This window comes from Amycolatopsis sp. NPDC051716, assembly GCF_040681595.1.
In the GTDB taxonomy this organism is placed as follows: domain Bacteria; phylum Actinomycetota; class Actinomycetes; order Mycobacteriales; family Pseudonocardiaceae; genus Amycolatopsis.
The window spans coordinates 175,068-194,788 of the sequence record NZ_JBFAZA010000005.1; the positions used below are offsets into that span (position 1 = coordinate 175,068).

Sequence of the window (19,721 nt, forward strand, 5' to 3'; positions counted from 1 at the left end):
ATGACGTTCCTCCAGGGCGCGAAACGCGTCGCCAATCGACCCCTCCAGACGCTGGACACCTTGGGTGACCAGATGTCGTTCTACGGCCGCGCGCTGCTGTGGACGCCGCGGACGCTGCGCCGCTACACCAAAGAGGTGCTCCGGCTGCTGGCCGAGGTCAGCTTCGGCTCCGGCTCGCTGGCGGTCATCGGCGGCACGGTCGGCGTGATGGTCGGCCTGACGCTGTTCACCGGTGTGCTCGTCGGCCTCCAGGGCTACTCGGCGCTGAACTCGATCGGCACGTCGGCCTTCACCGGCTTCCTCACCGCCTTCTTCAACACCCGCGAGATCGCCCCGCTGGTCGCCGGGCTCGCCCTGAGCGCCACCGTCGGCGCCGGGTTCACCGCCCAGCTCGGCGCGATGCGGATCTCCGAGGAGATCGACGCGCTGGAAGTCATGGGCGTGCCGAGCCTGCCGTACCTGGTCACGACGCGGATCATCGCCGGGTTCGTCGCGGTCATCCCGCTCTACATCATCGGCCTGCTGAGCTCGTACCTCGCGTCGAGACTGGTCGTCATCTACATCTACCACCAGTCGGCCGGCACCTACGACCACTACTTCGACCTGTTCCTGCCACCGCAGGACGTGCTCTATTCGTTCATCAAGGTGCTGCTGTTCAGCGTCCTGATCATCCTGTCGCACTGCTACTTCGGGTACCGGGCGACCGGCGGCCCGGCCGGTGTCGGCGTCGCGGTCGGCAAGGCGGTGCGGCTGTCCATCGTCACGGTGTCGATCATGAACTTCTTCATCGGGTTCGCCATCTGGGGAACCGACGTCACGGTAAGGATCGCGGGATGAGGACGCTCCGACGCAGGCTGCTCGGCCTGCTGCTCATCGCCGTGATGGTCGGCGGGGTGGCGCTGTCCATCGCGCTCTACGACAAGGCGTTCACACCCGTCGTCACGGTCAAGCTGCAGGCCGACAAGATCGGCAACCAGCTGATCAAGCAGTCCGACGTCAAGGTGCGCGGGCTGATCGTCGGCTCGGTGCAGGACATCGTCGCCACCGACCACGGCGCCGAGCTGACCCTGGCGCTCCAGCCGGAGTCCGCCAAGCTCATCCCGGAGAACGTCTCGGCGCGGTTCCTGCCCAAGACGCTCTTCGGCGAGCGGTTCGTCTCGCTGGAGATCCCGAAGGACCCGTCGGCGAAGACCCTGGCCAGCGGGGACGTCATCCCGCAGGACCGCACGTCGAGCGCGGTCGAGCTGGAGCAGGCGTTCTCCCACCTGATGCCGGTGCTGCAGGCGGTGCAGCCGCAGAAGCTGTCGGCGACGCTCACGGCGATCTCGACGGCGCTGTCCGGCCGCGGCGACCAGCTCGGCGACACGCTCTCGCAACTGGGCACCTACATCGGCGAGCTGAACCCCCACGAGCCGGAGCTGCAGCACAACCTCAAGGCGCTCGCGGAGTTCTCCGACCACCTGAAGGACGCGGCCCCGGACCTGGTGCAGAGCCTGGACAACCTGAGCACGACGACCCGGACCGTGGTCGACGAGCGGCAGAACCTGTCGAACCTCTACGGCACCCTGACCCAGGCCTCGGTGGACCTGCAGACGTTCCTGCAGAACAACAAGGACAACATCATCTCCCTCGTCGACACCGCCCGGCCGACGGCCGAACTGCTGGCGAAGTACGCGCCGGAGTACCCCTGCGTGATCTCCCAGATGGCCAAGAACGTGCCGCTGATCGACCAGGCGCTGGGCAAGGGCACCAACCAGCCCGGCCTGCACGCGACCATCGAGATCATCGTGCCGCGCGCGCCCTACCAGGCGGGCAAGGAAGAGCCGCGGTTCGACGACAAGCGCGGCCCGCGCTGCTACGACATCAAGGACATCCCGAAGCCGTTCCCGTCCGAGCCGCCGGACGGCGCGTTCAAGGACGGCACGCTGCACCAGGCCGCGCCGAAGAGCGTCGGCGAGGGCCTCAACCCGGCCAAGTTCAAGGCCGACGCGGCCGGCAACGGCGGCAGCGGTGGTGATCTGGCGTATTCGACGGCGGAGCAGGGCTTCCTGGCCGACCTGCTCGGCCCGCAGCTGGGCATGAGCGCGGCCGACGTCCCGGGCTGGAGCTCGCTGCTCGTCGGCCCGCTGTACCGGGGTGCGGAGGTGACGGTCAAGTGAGGGGCCTGCTCGCGCCGCTGATCAAGCTCGGCATCTTCGTGGTGGTCACCGTGCTGTTCACGACGATCCTCGGGATCAGCATCGCCAACATCAACACCACCAGCACCAACGCCTACAAGGCCCGCTTCACCGACGCGACGCTGCTGCTGCCCAACGACGACGTCCGCATCGCCGGCGTCCGGGTCGGGCAGGTCAAGGACGTGCACATCGTCGACAAGCGCCAGGCCGAGGTCGAGTTCGAGGTCGACGCCGGCCGCACGCTGCCCGCCGGGGTGACCGCGCAGATCAAGTTCCGCAACCTGGTCGGCCAGCGGTACGTCTCGCTCGGCGAGGGCGACGACAGCGCCGGCAAGACCCTGCAGCCCGGCGGCACCATCCCGCTGGAGCGGACCACGCCGGCGCTGGACCTGACCGAGCTGTTCAACGGCTTCAAGCCGCTGTTCACCGCGCTCAACCCCGAGGACGTCAACAAGCTGTCCTACGAGGTCATCCAGGTCCTGCAGGGCGAGGGCGGCACCGTGGAGAGCCTGCTGTCGCACACGGCGTCGCTGGCCACCACGATCGCCGACAAGGACCAGGTGATCGGCGAGGTCATCGACAACCTCAACTCGGTGCTCGACACGGTCAACGCGCACACCCCGCAGCTCAACGACCTGATCGTGAAGCTGCAGCAGCTGGTGTCCGGGCTGGCCGCCGACCGCAAGCCGATCGGCGACGCGATCGAGAGCCTCGGCAACCTGGCCCAGACGACGTCCGGGCTGCTCGGCGAGGTCCGCGAGCCGCTGAAGAACGACATCAGCGCGCTCGGGAACCTGACGAGCGCGCTGAACAAGAACGAGCCGGAGCTGGAGCACTTCATCCAGTTCCTGCCGACCAAGGTGAGCACGCTGACCCGCACCGCGGACTACGGCTCCTGGTTCAACTTCTACGCCTGTGAGTTCTCCGGGAGCGTGAGCTTGCCGCCACTGATCAACGACGTCGCCCTGCCCCTGATTCCGGCGAACCGGGCGAGGTGCCAGGGATGAAGTCCTTCCAGAAGCGCAACCCCGTGCCGATCGCGCTGGTCGGGATCGTCGTGCTGGCGCTCGCCTTCACCGCCGCGCTCAACTCCGACGACCTGCCGGTGATCGGCGGCGGCACCACCTACAGCGCCGAGTTCAGCGAGGCGTCCGGGCTGCAGAAGGACAACGACGTCCGGATCGCCGGCGTCAAGGTCGGCAAGGTCAGCGACATCGCGCTCGACGGCGCGTCGGTGAAGGTGTCGTTCAAGGTCAAGGACGCCTGGCTGGGCGACCGGACCAGTGCCGCGATCAAGATCAAGACGCTGCTCGGGCAGAAGTACCTGTCGCTGGACCCGCAGGGCGAGGGCGCGCTGAACCCGGGCACCGGCATCCCGCGGGACCGCACGATGGCGCCCTACGACGTGCTCGACGCCTTCCGCGGGCTGTCCCAGACCGTCGACAACATCGACACCAAGCAGCTGGCGCAGAGCTTCGACACGATCTCGCAGACCTTCGCCAACACACCGGAGGACGTGAAGGGCGCGCTGTCGGGGCTGTCGAAGCTGTCGGACACGATCGCCTCGCGTGACCAGCAGCTGTCGAACCTGCTGGCCAACACCCGCGAGGTGTCGCAGACGCTGGTCGACCGCGACGCCGAGGTGCAGAAGCTGCTGACCGACGGCAACGACCTGCTCGCCGAGCTGGCCAAGCGGGAGGACGCGATCACCGCGCTGCTGGACGGCTCCCGCCAGCTGGCCACGCAGCTGCAGGGCCTGATCGACGACAACGACAAGCAGCTCGACCCGGTGCTGACCCAGCTCGACCAGCTGACGTCGATGCTGCAGCGCAACCAGGACTCGCTGGCCGAGGGGCTCAAGAAGTTCGCGCCCTTCATCCGCGTCTTCACCAACACCATCGGCAACGGCCGGTGGTTCGACAACTACATCTGCGGCCTGCTGCTGCCGTCGTTCGGTCCGATCAACGAAGAGGGGTGCTACACGAAATGAGTGACACCCGCTTCGGAATGGCCCTGACCCGGGGCTTCACCATCGCGATCGTGCTCGCGCTCGTCGTCGCCGGCGGGATCTGGTGGACCCTCAAGGACGCCGGCCGCAACCACCTGACCGCGTACTTCGCCGGCGCCGTCGGCCTGTACGAGGGCAACAGCGTGCGGATGCTCGGCGTCGACATGGGCACGGTCACCAAGATCCAGCCCATGGGCAACCAGGTGAAGGTCGACTTCGAGTACGACCGCTCGGTCGCCGTCCCGGCCGACGCGAAGGCGCTCATCGTGGCGCCGTCGCTGGTGTCGGACCGCTACGTCCAGCTGGCCCCGGCCTACACCGGCGGCCCGCGCATCTCCGACGGCGCGGTCATCGGCCTCGACCGCACCGAGGTGCCCCTCGAGGTCGACCAGCTCGCGTCCAGCCTGGCCCGGGTCAGCGAGACCCTCGGCCCGAACGGCGCCAACAAGTCCGGGTCGCTGTCGAACCTGCTGAACACCGCGGCGGCCAACGTCGACGGCAACGGCCAGGCCCTGCACGACACGATCACCAAGCTCGGCCAGGCGGCCGGCACGCTGTCGGGCAACAAGGACGACCTGTTCTCCACCGTGGAGAACCTCGGCAAGTTCTCGCAGACGCTGGCCGACTCCGACAAGCAGGTCCGCACCTTCGAGGGCCGGCTCGCCGACGTCAGCGGCTACCTGGCGTCCGAAAAGGACAACCTGGCCGCGACCGTGCAGCAGCTGGGCACGACGCTCACCGCGGTGCAGGCGTTCATCGACCAGAACCACGACCGGCTGAAGTCCAATGTGGACAAGCTGGCCGGCATCACCAAGGTGCTCGTCGACCAGCGCAGCTCGCTCGCCGAGATCCTGGACGTCGCCCCGGTCGGCCTGAGCAACCTGGTCAACACCTACAACGGCGCGGCGGGCACGCTCGACGCCCGGCCGAACCTCAACGAGCTGACCCAGCCGCCGCTGGTGATGATCTGCCGGCTGCTCAAGCAGGTCGGCACCAACAGCATCCCGGACGTGCTCGGCAACGCCTGCGAGAGCATCGCCGGCGTGGTCGACAAGGTGATCCCGCTGCCGTCCGTGGCGCAGACCGTGCAGGCCCTGCAGTCCGGTCAGCTGCCGCCGCTGCCGCTGCCCATCGCCGGGCAGCTTTACGGAGGTGGCCAGTGAAGAAGCTCCTGACCGTCGGAGCGCTGGCGACCGTGTCCGCGCTCGCTTTGTCCGGCTGTGCCTTCAAGGGCATCTACGACCTGCCGCTGCCCGGTGGCGCCGACCTCGGCGACCACCCGTACACGGTGAACGTCGAGTTCCGGGACGTGCTCGACCTGACCCCGCAGGCCGGGGTGAAGGTCGACGAGGTGCCGGTCGGCCGGGTCGAGAACGTCGGGCTCACCAAGGACGGCTGGCACGCGCTGGTCACGCTGCGGGTCAACGGCGGCATCAAGCTGCCGGCCAACGCGATCGCCAACGTCAAGCAGTCCAGCCTGCTCGGTGAGAAGTACGTCGAACTGGCCTCGCCCGGCGCCGACCAGGCCCACGGCAAGCTCGCCGACAACGCGACCATCCCGCTGGCCCGCACGAACCGCAGCGTCGAGGTCGAAGAGCTGCTCGGGGCGCTGTCCCTGCTGCTCAACGGCGGGGGCGTCGACCAGCTGAACACCATCACCAAGGAGCTCAACAACGCCACGTCCGGCCGCGAGCCGGACATCAAGGCGTTGCTGGACAACGCGAACCAGCTGGTGACGAACCTCGACCGGCAGTCGAAGAACATCACCCGGGCCATCGACGGGCTGAACCGGCTCTCCTCGACCCTCAACGACCAGAAGGACAAGCTGGTCGGCGCGGTCGACAACCTCGGGCCCGGGCTCGGCGTGCTGGAGCAGCAGCGCGGCCAGCTGGTCACCATGCTGCAGGCGCTGGACAACCTCTCCGGCGTCGCCACCGACACGGTCAACAAGTCGCAGAAGGACCTCGTCGCCGACCTCAAGGCGCTGACGCCGACGCTGCAGAAGCTCGGCGAGGCGGGCAACGACCTGCCGAAGGCGCTGGAGATCCTGCTGACGTTCCCGTTCAGCGACCAGGCCGTCAACGGCGTCAAGGGCGACTACTTCAACCTGTTCGCGAAGGTGGACCTGAACCTGAAGACCGTCGTCGAGAACCTGGGCAACAGCCGGCAGAACGCCCTGTCGGGGCAGCTGCCGCTGGCCGGCCTGACCGGCGGGGTCCAGGGCACACCGGCCAACCAGCCGCCGCCGCTGCCGATCCCCGGCACCGGGCAACAGCAGTCGAAGCCGGGCCTGGGCAACCTCTTCGGGCTCCTGCCGGGAGGTGCGGGCTGATGCTGATCCGCCGGACGAAGATCCAGCTGATCGCCTTCGTGGTGATCTCGGTCGTCGCGATCGTCTACGCGCTGATCCGGTTCGCCGGGCTCGGCAGCGTGTTCGGCAACGACGGCTACACGGTGAAGCTGCAGCTCAACGAGTCGGGCGGCATCTTCACCAACGCCGAGGTGACCTACCGCGGCTACAACATCGGCCGGGTCGGCGAAATGCGGCTCACCCAGACCGGGCTCGAGGCCGACCTGAACATCGACCCGTCGGCGCCGAAGGTGCCCGCGGACCTCGACGCCGTCGTCGCCAACCGGTCGGCGGTCGGCGAGCAGTACGTCGACCTCAAGCCGAAGGCCGACAAGGGCCCGTACCTGGCGTCGGGCTCGGTCATCCCGGCGTCGAAGACGACCACCCCGGTGAGCACCGACCGGCTGATCGGCGACCTCGACTCGCTCGCCGCGTCGGTCCCGGTGGACTCGCTGCGCACGGTCGTCGACGAGTCCTACGACGCCTTCCGCGGCACCGGCGGCGACCTGCAGAAGCTGCTGGACACCGCGCGCAGCTTCACCACGACGGCGCAGCAGTACCTGCCGCAGACGATCCAGCTGCTGGACGCCGGCGGCCAGGTGCTGGACACGCAGAACGCCGAGGCGGCGAACTTCGCCTCGTTCAGCAAGAGCCTCAACGAGCTCACCGGCACGCTGAAGAACTCCGACGGCGACCTGCGCAAGCTCATCGGCGTCACGCCGCAGGTGGCGTCGCAGATCAGCCAGGTGCTGCAGGAGTCCGGCCCGGGCCTGGGCGCGCTGACGGCGAACCTGCTCACCACGGCCAACCTGACGGTGACCCGCCTCGACGGGATCGAGCAGGGCCTGGTCACCTACCCGGCGCTGGCCGGGGCGGCGAGCAGCGTGGCGCCCGGCGACGGCACCGCGCATCTCGGCCTGGTGCTCAACCTGTTCAACCCGCCGGCCTGCACCAAGGGGTACCTCCCGTATTCGAAGTTCCGCACCGGGAACGACCTTTCCGCGAAGCCGGCGAAGGAAGACGCGTACTGTGCCGAACCGAAGGGCAGCCCGATCAACGTCCGCGGGGCGCAGAACGCGCCCTACGGCGGGGTGCCGGTCGCGCCGTCGGACAGCGACGTCTCGGCCAACGCGAACCGGCCGGCCGAAGAGCTGGCCGAGGAGCGGAACACCCGGGGTGTGCCGGGCATCGTCGGCAGCCCCGGCGTCAGCCTCACCAGCCTGGGCTCGCTGCTCGGCCTGACCTGACGCCGATTTTGACGACCGTTACCTACCCTGGAGTGTCATGAGCACGGACGAGCCGGCCGCCACGGCAGTGGAGGAGGAGCCCTCCGCAGAGTCTTCCGGGGTGCCGTCGAAGGATCCCTCGCGGACCCTGGTGCTCGGCGCCGCGGCACTGGCACTGGCCGGCCTCATCGCGGCGGCGATCTTCGGCGTCCAGTGGTGGGTGGCCGCGAACGACGACAACGCCGGCCTGGCGGCGTCGCGCGATGCCGTGGTCAAGGCGGGCACCAACGCGCTGAAGGCCTACACCGAGGTCGACTACAACGACCTCGACGGCTTCTTCGCCCGGCAGAAGGCCGTGTCGGACGACAAGATGGCGCAGCAGATCGACCAGTCGGCGCCGACGTTCCGCAAGGCGCTCTCCGACGCCAAGACGAAGGTCACGACGGACGTGCAGGACGTCGCCGTCGAGGAGCTGGACGACCACGAAGGCAAGGCCAGCTTCCTCGCCGCGATCGCCACCACCGTCACCCAAGGGGACAAGAGCAGCGCGAAGCCGTTGCGCCTCGAAGTCTCGATGACCCGGGTGGGCGATGATTGGAAGCTGTCCGGCATCGACAGCGTCCCGCTCGTCGCGGCCGGCCAGTAGCGTTACCCAGAAGGAGCCCGTAGTGCCCCCCTCCCGCCGCCAGCCGCCGCGCAGCACCCCGTCGCCGTCGCGGCGTCCCCGCGTGGCCGGGCTGCGCAAGCCCCCGACGGACGAGACCGCCGCCGAGCGGACCGGTCAGCTGCCCGCCGTGCCGCCCGCGAAGCCGCGTCCGCGGCCGGCACCGCGTCCGGCACCCCGGCCGGCCGCCGAGCCGGTGGAGTCCACCAGCGGGCGGCTCGACGACCTGGCGCCCGCCGAGGACACGCAGGTGTTCGCGCCGGTCGAGACCGGCACCGGTGCCGAAGAGGAGCCGCAGGTCGACGCGCTCACCGGTGAGCCCGCGGCCGACGAGGAGGAAGCCCCGGCGCGGCCGGCGCCGCGGCGGAAGAAGCGGGACACCGGGATCGCGAAGCCGACCGAGGAATCCGAGGTCCCGGTCTCGGACGCGGCTCCGGAGCCGGAGAAGCCCGCGGGCTCGAAGGTGCCGAGGCCCTACCTCGTGGCGGGTGCGCTGGTGCTGGTCGCGCTGGTCCTGGGCGGGCTGGCGTTCTGGTTCAAGTCCGAAGAGGTGCAGGTCTCCTCGGCGACGAGCAACACGGCCCTGCTGGACGTCGCGAAGACCGCGCAGGTCAAGGACGCGGTGTCGAAGGCGGCCGAGGCGCTGTTCTCCTACGACTTCAACAACATCAAGAAGACCGAGGACGCGGCGAACGACCTGCTCGCCAACGACGACGTCAAGAACAAGTACAACTCGCTGATGGGCGAGGTGAAGCGGCTGGCGCCGGCCCAGAAGATGATCGTGACGTGCAAGGTGACGCGCGCGGCGGTGATCATGCTCAACGGCGACCTGGCGAAGGTGATGGTCTTCGTCGACCAGACCTCGACCCGCACGGACACGAAGAAGACGACGGCGGGCACGGCCCAGCTCCACCTGAACGCCCAGCTCCAGGGCGACAAGTGGAAGATCACCGACATGGACACCTACAACGCCCCAAAGGTCCCGGCGGCGTCGCAGGCACCCTCGTCGGCGCCGGCGTCCCCCTCGCCGTCCAAGTAGGTCCACCGGGCGGTCTCCGCGTCTCTCGCACGGCGGGTCCGGGTAGTCGTGCGGGCACGAAGGGTGGTCACGCCGCTGCGGTACGCCGCGCGGGCCCTGGAGGGCTCGCCGCGCGTTGTGGCGTGCTCGCGCCGCCATGGGTGGCGCGAGGGGCGGGGTGGGTGCCGCCGCGAGAGCCTCATGCACTCACGCCGCCGCGGGTGAGGCGTGGGCGGGGTGGGTGCGGCCCCGCGAGCCTCACGCGTTCACACCGCCGCGGACGGCCGTAAGCGCTCTCTCGCGCCTCCGAACCGGACCTCCGAAGCCCCCGATCCGTCCCCGATCCGCGAAATCTCCGCTCCCGACACGCCCGGATCCACTCAGCCCGAGTGGCCTGCGCCATACCCCTCGAACCCCATGAAACCCCAGGTAGAGCCCCGCAAGGTGGCGTTACCGGCGGGTAGCTGGAATGATATTCGGCCGCTCACGCTCCGCTGACCCTCTTCCACGCTGCGCCAACCGGCGGGACCCCCGTGTGGCATCTTGACTGGAAGCTCCGGTGGGGTCACGCTTACTCCCAACGGCGAAACCGGGGCCCTTGCGGGAGGGACCTCCGGCTCGCCCGGAGGCATACCTGAAGACGTTGCGAAGCAGGCTGGGCCCCATCGGGAGCGCCCCCTGGACAGACCGCGACGTTCGGGCTAGACTGTCTCTTTGCGCTGCCCTCTTTCAGGCTGCCCGGAGCCGGTAGTTAGGATAGTGGGCACACGGCACCCTTGACAGTCGCTCATAGCTGTTGCTATGGCGGCCGTCACCGCTCATTGTCCCCGGAAGGACGCATCTTGGCAGTCTCTCCCGCGAACCAGGCCACTGCTGCGACCACCTCGGCTGAATCTCGCTCGGAGGCCACGGGAATCCCCGGCGCGCCCAAGCGGGTTTCCTTCGCAAAGATTCGCGAACCCCTGAACACCCCCAACCTGCTCGACGTCCAGATCCAGTCGTTCCAGTGGTTCACCGGGGACGAAGCGTGGTTCCAGCGCCGTGTCGAGGAAGGTGAAGAGAACCCGGTCGGCGGCCTCGAAGAGGTCCTCAACGAGATCTCCCCGATCGAAGACTTCTCCGGTTCGATGTCCCTGTCCTTCTCCGCTCCGCGCTTCGACGAGGTCAAGGCCTCGATCGAGGAGTGCAAGGACAAGGACATGACGTACGCGGCCCCGCTGTTCGTCACGGCGGAGTTCGTCAACAACAACACGGGCGAGATCAAGAGCCAGACGGTCTTCCTGGGCGACTTCCCGGTGATGACCGACAAGGGCACCTTCGTCATCAACGGCACCGAGCGTGTCGTGGTGTCCCAGCTGGTCCGCTCGCCGGGCGTCTACTACTCCAAGGACATCGACAAGACGAGCGACAAGGACGTCTTCAGCGTCCGCGTCATCCCGAGCCGCGGTGCCTGGCTGGAGTTCGACGTCGACAAGCGCGACACCGTCGGCGTCCGCATCGACCGCAAGCGCCGCCAGCCGGTCACCGTGCTGCTGAAGGCGCTCGGCTGGACCACCGAGGCGATCCGCGAGCGCTTCTCCTTCTCGGAGACGCTGCTCGCCACCCTCGAGAAGGACCACACCGCCGGCACCGACGAGGCGCTGCTCGACATCTACCGCAAGCTCCGCCCGGGCGAACCGCCCACGAAGGAGAGCGCGCAGACCCTGCTGGAGAACCTGTTCTTCAAGGCGAAGCGCTACGACCTGGCCAAGGTCGGCCGGTACAAGGTCAACAAGAAGCTGGGCCTCTCGACCCCGATCGAGAACGGCACGCTGACCGAAGAGGACATCGTCACGATCATCGAGTACCTGGTCCGGCTGCACGCCGGCGAGGACAAGATGACCGCGGCGAACAACACCGAGATCCCGGTCGAGACCGACGACATCGACCACTTCGGCAACCGCCGGATCCGGACCGTCGGCGAGCTGATCCAGAACCAGATCCGGGTCGGCCTGTCGCGCACCGAGCGCGTCGTCCGCGAGCGCATGACCACGCAGGACGTCGAGGCGATCACCCCGCAGACCCTGATCAACATCCGCCCGATCGGCGCGGCGATCAAGGAGTTCTTCGGCACCTCGCAGCTGTCGCAGTTCATGCAGCAGACGAACCCGATTGACGGCCTGACCCACAAGCGCCGCCTCAACGCGCTGGGCCCGGGTGGTCTGTCGCGTGAGCGCGCCGGCATGGAGGTCCGCGACGTCCACCCGTCGCACTACGGCCGGATGTGCCCGATCGAGACGCCGGAAGGCCCGAACATCGGCCTGATCGGCTCGCTCTGCTCGTACGCGCGGGTCAACCCGTTCGGCTTCATCGAGACGCCGTACCGCAAGGTCGTCGAGGGCCGGGTCACCGACCAGATCGACTACCTGACCGCGGACGAAGAAGACCGGTTCGTCAAGGCCCAGGCCAACGCGCCGATCTCCGACGACGGCACCTTCATCGAAGACCGCGTCCTGGTCCGCCGGAAGGGCGGCGAGGTCGAGCTGATCGACCCGCTCGACGTCGACTACATGGACGTCTCGCCGCGGCAGATGGTCTCGATCGCGACGGCGATGATCCCGTTCCTCGAGCACGACGACGCGAACCGCGCGCTGATGGGCGCGAACATGCAGCGTCAGGCCGTGCCGCTGCTGCGCAGCCAGGCGCCGTACGTCGGCACCGGCGTGGAGCTGCGGGCCGCGATCGACTCCGGCGACATGCTGGTCGCCGAGCAGTCGGGCGTGGTGGAGGAGCTGTCGGCGGACCTGATCACGGTCATGCACGACGACGGCACGCGGAAGAGCTACAGCCTCTACAAGTTCCGCCGCTCGAACCACGGCACCTGCTTCAACCACCGCCCGATCGTCAACGAGGGCGACCGGATCGAAGCCGGCCAGGTCATCGCCGACGGCCCGTCCACCGAAAACGGTGAGGTGGCGCTCGGCAAGAACCTGCTGGTCGCGGTCATGCCGTGGGAGGGCCACAACTACGAGGACGCGATCATCCTCTCGGAGCGCCTGGTGCAGGACGACGTGCTGACGTCGATCCACATCGAGGAGCACGAGATCGACGCCCGCGACACGAAGCTGGGCGCCGAGGAGATCACCCGGGACATCCCGAACGTCTCCGAAGAGGTCCTGGCCGACCTCGACGAGCGCGGCATCATCCGGATCGGTGCCGAGGTCCGCGACGGCGACATCCTGGTCGGCAAGGTCACGCCGAAGGGCGAGACCGAGCTGACCCCGGAGGAGCGCCTGCTCCGCGCGATCTTCGGCGAGAAGGCCCGCGAGGTCCGCGACACCTCCCTGAAGGTGCCGCACGGCGAGACCGGCAAGGTCATCGGCATCCGCGTGTTCTCGCGCGAGGACGACGACGAGCTGCCCCCGGGTGTCAACGAGCTGGTCCGCGTCTACGTGGCCCAGAAGCGCAAGATCCAGCCGGGCGACAAGCTCGCCGGCCGGCACGGGAACAAGGGTGTCATCGGCAAGATCCTGCCGGTCGAGGACATGCCGTTCATGGAGGACGGCACCCCGGTCGACATCATCCTGAACACCCACGGTGTCCCGCGACGGATGAACATCGGCCAGATCCTCGAGCTGCACCTGGGCTGGCTGGCTTCGCAGGGCTGGACGATCGAGGGCAACCCGGACTGGGCGAAGAACCTGTCGCCCGAGCTCCGTGACGTCGAGCCCGGCACGAACACCGCCACCCCGGTGTTCGACGGCGCCAAGGAAGACGAGCTCACCGGTCTGCTCAGCAGCACGAAGCCGAACCGCGACGGCGAGCGGATGGTGAAGGAGAACGGGAAGGCCAACCTGTTCGACGGCCGTTCCGGCGAGCCGTACCCGTACCCGGTCGCGGTCGGCTACATGTACATCCTGAAGCTGCACCACCTGGTCGACGACAAGATCCACGCCCGCTCCACCGGTCCGTACTCGATGATCACGCAGCAGCCGCTGGGTGGTAAGGCGCAGTTCGGTGGCCAGCGCTTCGGTGAGATGGAGTGCTGGGCGATGCAGGCGTACGGCGCCGCCTACACGCTGCAGGAGCTGCTGACGATCAAGTCGGACGACGTGGTCGGCCGCGTCAAGGTGTACGAGGCCATCGTCAAGGGGGAGAACATCCCCGAGCCGGGCATCCCGGAGTCGTTCAAGGTGCTCCTCAAGGAGCTCCAGTCGCTGTGCCTCAACGTCGAGGTGCTCTCCAGCGACGGCTCCTCGATCGAGATGCGCGACTCCGACGACGAGGACCTCGAGCGCGCCGCGGCCAACCTCGGCATCAACCTGTCCCGCAACGAGTCGCCCTCGGTGGACGACGTCGTGCACTGATCGCGAGCTGAGCCGGGGCCTACCTCCCGTGGGCCCCGGCTCGCCCGCCAACCCCCTCTAGCCGAAACAACCCCAAGGGGATCTAGACGTGCTGGACGTCAACTTTTTCGATGAGCTCCGGATTGGCCTCGCCACCGCCGACGACATCCGTCAGTGGTCCTACGGCGAGGTCAAGAAGCCGGAGACCATCAACTACCGGACGCTCAAGCCCGAGAAGGACGGCCTCTTCTGCGAGAAGATCTTCGGCCCGACCCGGGACTGGGAGTGCTACTGCGGCAAGTACAAGCGCGTTCGCTTCAAGGGCATCATCTGTGAGCGCTGCGGCGTCGAGGTGACCCGCGCGAAGGTGCGCCGCGAGCGGATGGGCCACATCGAGCTGGCCGCCCCGGTCACCCACATCTGGTACTTCAAGGGTGTTCCCTCGCGCCTCGGCTACCTGCTGGACCTGGCGCCGAAGGACCTCGAGAAGATCATCTACTTCGCTGCTTACGTCATCACGGGCGTGAACACGGAGCTGCGCCACAACGACCTGCCGACCCTCGAGAACGAGATCGGCGTCGAGCGCAAGAACCTCGAGACCAAGCGTGACGCCGACATCGAGGCCCGCGCGCAGAAGCTCGAAGCCGACTTGGCCGCGCTGGAGGCGGAGGGCGCCAAGTCCGACGTCCGCCGCAAGGTCAAGGAGGGCGGCGAGCGCGAGATGCGCCAGCTGCGCGACCGCGCCGGCCGCGAGCTGGACCGCCTCGAGGAGGTCTGGACGACCTTCACGAAGCTCGACACCCGCCAGCTGATCGCCGACGAGCTGCTCTACCGCGAGCTCGTCGACCGCTACGGCGAGTACTTCACCGGCGGCATGGGCGCGGAGGCCATCCAAAAGCTGGCCACCGAGTTCGACGTCTCCGCGGAGGCCGACAACCTGCGCGACACCATCCGCAACGGCAAGGGGCAGAAGAAGCTCCGCGCGCTGAAGCGGCTCAAGGTCGTCGCGGCCTTCCAGGCCACCGGCAACGACCCGCGCGGCATGGTGCTCGACGCCGTCCCGGTGATCCCGCCGGACCTGCGCCCGATGGTGCAGCTGGACGGTGGCCGCTTCGCGACCTCCGACCTGAACGACCTGTACCGCCGGGTGATCAACCGGAACAACCGCCTCAAGCGGCTGATCGACCTCGGCGCGCCCGAGATCATCGTCAACAACGAGAAGCGGATGCTGCAGGAGGCCGTCGACGCGCTGTTCGACAACGGCCGCCGCGGGCGTCCGGTCACCGGCCCGGGCAACCGGCCGCTGAAGTCGCTGTCCGACCTGCTCAAGGGCAAGCAGGGCCGGTTCCGCCAGAACCTGCTCGGCAAGCGCGTCGACTACTCGGGCCGTTCGGTCATCATCGTCGGCCCGCAGCTGAAGCTGCACCAGTGCGGTCTGCCGAAGGACATGGCGCTCGAGCTGTTCAAGCCGTTCGTCATGAAGCGGCTGGTCGACCTGAACCACGCGCAGAACATCAAGTCCGCCAAGCGGATGGTGGAGCGCTCGCGGCCGCAGGTGTGGGACGTGCTGGAAGAGGTCATCACCGGCCACCCGGTGATGCTGAACCGCGCGCCGACGCTGCACCGCCTCGGCATCCAGGCCTTCGAGCCGCAGCTGGTCGAAGGCAAGGCCATCCAGCTGCACCCGCTGGTCTGCGAGGCGTTCAACGCGGACTTCGACGGTGACCAGATGGCGGTGCACCTGCCGCTGTCGGCCGAGGCGCAGGCCGAGGCCCGGATCCTGATGCTGTCGGCGAACAACATCCTGTCGCCGGCGTCGGGCCGTCCGCTCGCCATGCCGCGGCTGGACATGGTCACGGGCCTGTTCCACCTGACCCGCCTCACCGAGACGGCCGAGGGCGCGGGCAACGCGTACTCGTCGCCGGCCGAGGCGATCATGGCCTACGACCGCAAGGCGCTGAGCCTGCACGCTCCGGTCAAGATCCGCATCACCGACCGTCAGCCGGCGAAGGCCGACGAGGCGCGGCTCGCGGAGAAGGGCTGGGAGCCGGGCAAGGCCTGGCTGGCCGAGACCACCCTGGGCCGCGTGCTGTTCAACGAGCTGCTGCCGGCGGACTACCCGTTCATCAACGAGCCGATGCCGAAGAAGCGGCAGGCCGCGATCGTGAACGACCTCGCCGAGCGGTACTCGATGACCCAGGTCGCGCAGACCCTGGACCGCCTGAAGGACGCCGGGTTCTACTGGGCGACCCGCTCGGGCGTCACCGTCGCCATCTCGGACGTGCTCACCCCGGTGGGCAAGGCCGCCATCCTCGACGAGTACGAGGGCAAGGCGTCCCAGGTGGAGAAGCGCTACCAGCGCGGTCAGCTGTCGCACGCCGAGCGCAACAACGAGCTCGTCAAGGTGTGGACGCAGGCCACCGAAGAGGTCCACAAGATCATGGAGACGGCGCTGCCGGACGACAACCCGATCGCGGTGATCGTGAAGTCGGGCGCGGCGGGCAACATGACGCAGGTCCGGTCGCTGGCCGGCATGCGTGGCCTGGTGTCGAACCCGAAGGGTGAGTACATCCCGCGTCCGATCAAGGCCAACTTCCGTGAAGGCCTGTCGGTGGCGGAGTACTTCATCGCGACGCACGGTGCCCGTAAGGGTCTGGCGGACACGGCGCTGCGGACCGCCGACTCGGGTTACCTGACCCGGCGTCTGGTGGACGTCTCGCAGGACGTCATCGTCCGCGAGACCGACTGCGGCACCACCCGCGGCATCATGATGCCGATCGGCGAGGACATCGGCGACGGCAAGGTCCTGCGCGACCAGCACGTCGAGACCTCCGTGTACGCGCGGAACCTCGCGACGGACGCGGTGGACGCCAAGGGCAACGTCGTGCTGAACGCCGCTGACGACATCGGCGACCCGGCCATCGACAAGCTGATCTCCAGCGGCATCTCGAAGGTCAAGGTCCGCTCGGTGCTGACCTGCGAGTCGGTCGTCGGCATCTGCGCGACCTGCTACGGCCGCTCGATGGCGACCGGTCTGCTGGTCGACGTCGGCGAGGCCGTGGGTATCGTCGCGGCCCAGTCGATCGGTGAGCCGGGTACGCAGCTGACGATGCGTACGTTCCACCAGGGTGGTGTGGCCGGTGACGACATCACGACCGGTCTGCCGCGTGTCCAGGAGCTGTTCGAGGCCCGCGTCCCGAAGGGCAAGGCGCCCATCGCCGACGTCGACGGCCGCGTGCGGATCGAGGAGAGCGAGCGGTTCTGGAAGATCACCCTCATCCCGGACGACGGGGGCGAGGAGATCGTCTTCGACAAGCTGTCCAAGCGGCAGCGGCTCGCGAACACCCCGAACGGCCCGCTGGGCGACGGTGACCACGTGCACGTCGGTCAGCAGCTGCTCGAGGGCACCCCGGACCCGCACGAGGTGCTGCGGGTCATGGGGCCGCGCGAGGCGCAGATCCACCTGGTGGACGAGGTCCAGAAGGTGTACCGGGCGCAGGGTGTGTCGATCCACGACAAGCACATCGAGGTCATCGTCCGGCAGATGCTGCGCCGGGTGACGATCATCGACTCCGGGGCCACGGACTTCCTGCCGGGCGAGCTGCCCGAGCGGACCAAGTTCGAGGCGACGAACCGGGCCGCGGTCGCCGAAGGCGGCGAGCCGGCTTCGGGCCGTCCGGTGCTGATGGGCATCACGAAGGCGTCGCTCACCACGGACTCGTGGCTGTCGGCGGCGTCGTTCCAGGAGACCACGCGAGTCCTGACCGACGCGGCGATCAACGGCCGCTCGGACAAGCTCGTGGGCCTCAAGGAGAACGTGATCATCGGTAAGCTGATCCCGGCCGGTACGGGCATCAACAAGTACCGCAACATCCAGGTGCAGCCGACCGAGGAGGCCCGGGTCGCGGCGTACGCGATCCCGTCCTACGACGACGGCTACTACACCCCGGACGTGTTCGGTACGGGTACCGGTGCCGCGGTTCCGCTGGACGACTACGACTTCGGCCGCGACTTCCGCTGAAGCTGAGTCACAGGAAAGGCCCCTGCCGGGTTTCCGGCGGGGGCCTTTCCTCCTTTCGTCACCCCATCAGGTGTTCACCTGTCCGGACTTTCGCTAGAGTGAGCCGGTTCACGCGGTTCGGGGGCTTTGCGCGTTTCCAACGGGTAATCAGGGGTGACTGTTCGTGAACATATCCAGAAGCGCGAGATCTCTCGCGCGCGGTTTCGCCGCGCTGACGGCCGCGGCCGTGCTGACCAGCGTGTTCGCCGGCCCGGCGGCCGCGGACGAGCCGACACCGACCGCCACCGCACCGGCGACGTCCGAAGCGCCGTCCACATCGGAGGCACCGGCGGGTTCGGAAGCACCGGAGCCGAGCACGGCGCCGAGTTCCACCCAGCCGGAGAACAAGCCGGCGGCGCAGCCGCAGGCCGAGCCCGCGCCACGCGCGAAGGTCGACGTCTTGATCACCGGCCTCAAGGATGAGTACGCGTCCAACGAGGACGTCACTTTCAAGTTCAAGCTGACGAACACCGGCACCGTCACGGCGACCGGCGTCTGGGTTTCCCAGGAAATCTACGATCCAACCGACCTGGATGTCGCGTGGGACCCGGGCTGGGGTGACCTGACCCTCGGGCGGGGGATCAAGCTCGAGCCGGGGCAGACCTACGAGCTGACGGTGACCGGGCACGTCCGGGACATCAGCAAGAACACCCTGCGCGTGAAGGGCGTCGTGTTCGACGACTCCCGCTTCGGCATCGGCACCTTCGACGAGCCGAGGAAGGTCGTCCAGGCCCCCGGCGAGGCGTCGGGTGTCGTGTACGGCGACAAGAACGGCAACGGCGCCTTCGACAAGGGCGAGCAGCTGGCCGGGATCAAGCTCACCCTCCGGTACGTCCACGGCGACGTCAGCTACACCGCGACGAGCGACGAGAACGGCAACCTCACCTTCAAGGTCCCGGCCGCGGACTACTACCTCGGCGGCGACGTGGTCAACGGCTGGCTGTTCCCGTGGCACACCGTCCGCATCGGTGCGGGCACGAAGCTGGATCTCCGCGGCGCACCACCGCTCAACGGCGCACTCACGGCGTCGATGAAGTTCACCCAGGACAGTTACAAGGTCGGCGATCTCGCGCACGTCACCGTGACCCTGTCCAACTCCGGGCCGATCCCGCTCGTCGGCATCGTGGCCGCCTGCAACCGCATCGGCGACCCCTACATGCTCAGCGGCAGGACCCCCGGCTGGGGCGACCTCGCCGGAAACGGGGTGACGATCGCTCCCGGGGAGACCCGCGTGATCGACGTGTCCGAGGCCGTCCCGCAGGCTGCGTTCAACCGCGGATTCGTCATGGCCGCCTGCGACTTCGGCTACTCCGAGGTCGACGGCGAAAACCACGCGGATACCTACACGCAGGCGGCTGTCCCGGGCGGCAAGGCCGTCGTCGAGGGCAACATCGGCGTCTTCGACGACCAGGGCGCCGTGAAGCAGGGGCTCGCCGGGGTCAAGGTCGTGCTGGTGTCCGACCAGCACTGCCCGGTCGTCGGTGAGCGGACCACCGACGCGAAGGGCCACTTCGAGTTCCTCGATGTCGCACCCGGGCCGGAGTTCCACCTGTACCTGCTGCCTCCGGCGGGCTGGAAGATCAAGTACGAGAACCCGATGTGGATCAGCGTCTGGGGCGGGCCGGAGAATCGCCGCGCGCAGCGGGTCGATGCCGAGGAGGGCGACGCGCCGCTCCCGACGGTGCCCACCAACCCGGCCGACTGCACCGCCGCCGCTCCGACCTCGACGACCACCGCCGCGGCCGGCGGCTCCGGCGGTGGCCAGAGCGGCGCTTCCGGGCTGGCCAGCACCGGCGTCGACGCGTTCGGCCTCGGCGCGCTCGCGCTGCTGGCGCTCGCCCTCGGCGGCGGCCTGGTGTTCGGCGCCCGCCGACGCCGCTCGGCGTAAACCAC

The 19,721-nt window shown here is 68.4% G+C and carries 12 protein-coding genes; all 12 read left to right on the plus strand.

Annotated elements, in window-relative coordinates; all coding sequences use genetic code 11:
- The 12 genes from AB0M30_RS08640 (at position 1) to AB0M30_RS08695 (ending at position 19,716) form a co-directional block, all read left to right on the plus strand.
- Positions 1–837 (plus strand): ABC transporter permease, encoded by an 837-nt coding sequence (locus AB0M30_RS08640; protein ID WP_364581602.1) that lies wholly within the window; start codon positions 1–3, stop codon positions 835–837.
- A complete protein-coding gene (locus AB0M30_RS08645; RefSeq protein WP_364581604.1) occupies positions 834–2,159 on the plus strand; it encodes an MCE family protein in 1,326 nt (441 codons plus the stop codon). Before AB0M30_RS08640 ends, AB0M30_RS08645 begins: the two co-directional genes overlap by 4 nt.
- Positions 2,156–3,184 (plus strand): MCE family protein, encoded by a 1,029-nt coding sequence (locus AB0M30_RS08650; protein ID WP_103342387.1) that lies wholly within the window; start codon positions 2,156–2,158, stop codon positions 3,182–3,184. Before AB0M30_RS08645 ends, AB0M30_RS08650 begins: the two co-directional genes overlap by 4 nt.
- A complete protein-coding gene (locus AB0M30_RS08655; RefSeq protein WP_364581606.1) occupies positions 3,181–4,167 on the plus strand; it encodes an MCE family protein in 987 nt (328 codons plus the stop codon). Before AB0M30_RS08650 ends, AB0M30_RS08655 begins: the two co-directional genes overlap by 4 nt.
- The gene (locus AB0M30_RS08660; protein ID WP_360177614.1) at positions 4,164–5,348 is read left to right on the plus strand and encodes an MCE family protein; all 1,185 of its coding nucleotides are present in this window, start codon (positions 4,164–4,166) and stop codon (positions 5,346–5,348) included. Before AB0M30_RS08655 ends, AB0M30_RS08660 begins: the two co-directional genes overlap by 4 nt.
- A complete protein-coding gene (locus AB0M30_RS08665; protein WP_364581610.1) occupies positions 5,345–6,517 on the plus strand; it encodes an MCE family protein in 1,173 nt (390 codons plus the stop codon). The genes AB0M30_RS08660 and AB0M30_RS08665 overlap by 4 nt, the downstream gene beginning before the upstream one ends.
- Positions 6,517–7,782 (plus strand): MlaD family protein, encoded by a 1,266-nt coding sequence (locus AB0M30_RS08670; protein ID WP_364581612.1) that lies wholly within the window; start codon positions 6,517–6,519, stop codon positions 7,780–7,782. The genes AB0M30_RS08665 and AB0M30_RS08670 overlap by 1 nt, the downstream gene beginning before the upstream one ends.
- 37 nt (positions 7,783–7,819) lie before the next feature.
- Entirely contained in the window at positions 7,820–8,407 is a 588-nt protein-coding gene (locus AB0M30_RS08675) for a hypothetical protein (RefSeq protein ID WP_364581615.1), read from the plus strand.
- Positions 8,408–8,489: 82 nt separating this feature from the next.
- Entirely contained in the window at positions 8,490–9,464 is a 975-nt protein-coding gene (locus AB0M30_RS08680; RefSeq protein ID WP_364581881.1) for a hypothetical protein, read from the plus strand.
- Positions 9,465–10,285: 821 nt separating this feature from the next.
- Positions 10,286–13,789: a DNA-directed RNA polymerase subunit beta gene (locus AB0M30_RS08685; RefSeq protein ID WP_364581618.1), complete on the plus strand. Its 3,504-nt coding sequence runs from the start codon at positions 10,286–10,288 to the stop codon at positions 13,787–13,789.
- Positions 13,790–13,877: 88 nt separating this feature from the next.
- Positions 13,878–17,789: a DNA-directed RNA polymerase subunit beta' gene (locus AB0M30_RS08690; RefSeq protein ID WP_364581620.1), complete on the plus strand. Its 3,912-nt coding sequence runs from the start codon at positions 13,878–13,880 to the stop codon at positions 17,787–17,789.
- Positions 17,790–17,952: 163 nt separating this feature from the next.
- Positions 17,953–19,716, plus strand: a complete 1,764-nt coding sequence (locus AB0M30_RS08695) for a hypothetical protein (RefSeq protein ID WP_364581622.1) — start codon at positions 17,953–17,955, stop codon at positions 19,714–19,716.
- Positions 19,717–19,721 lie beyond the last annotated feature (5 nt).

Excerpts from the sequence above, each read along its gene's own strand:
- AB0M30_RS08640 (WP_364581602.1), top strand. The coding sequence starts at position 1 with ATGACGTTCCTCCAGGGCGCGAAACGCGTCGCCAATCGACCCCTCCAG.
- AB0M30_RS08645 (WP_364581604.1), top strand. The coding sequence starts at position 834 with ATGAGGACGCTCCGACGCAGGCTGCTCGGCCTGCTGCTCATCGCCGTG.
- AB0M30_RS08655 (WP_364581606.1), top strand. The coding sequence starts at position 3,181 with ATGAAGTCCTTCCAGAAGCGCAACCCCGTGCCGATCGCGCTGGTCGGG.
- AB0M30_RS08660 (WP_360177614.1), top strand. The coding sequence starts at position 4,164 with ATGAGTGACACCCGCTTCGGAATGGCCCTGACCCGGGGCTTCACCATC.
- AB0M30_RS08670 (WP_364581612.1), top strand. The coding sequence starts at position 6,517 with ATGCTGATCCGCCGGACGAAGATCCAGCTGATCGCCTTCGTGGTGATC.
- AB0M30_RS08675 (WP_364581615.1), top strand. The coding sequence starts at position 7,820 with ATGAGCACGGACGAGCCGGCCGCCACGGCAGTGGAGGAGGAGCCCTCC.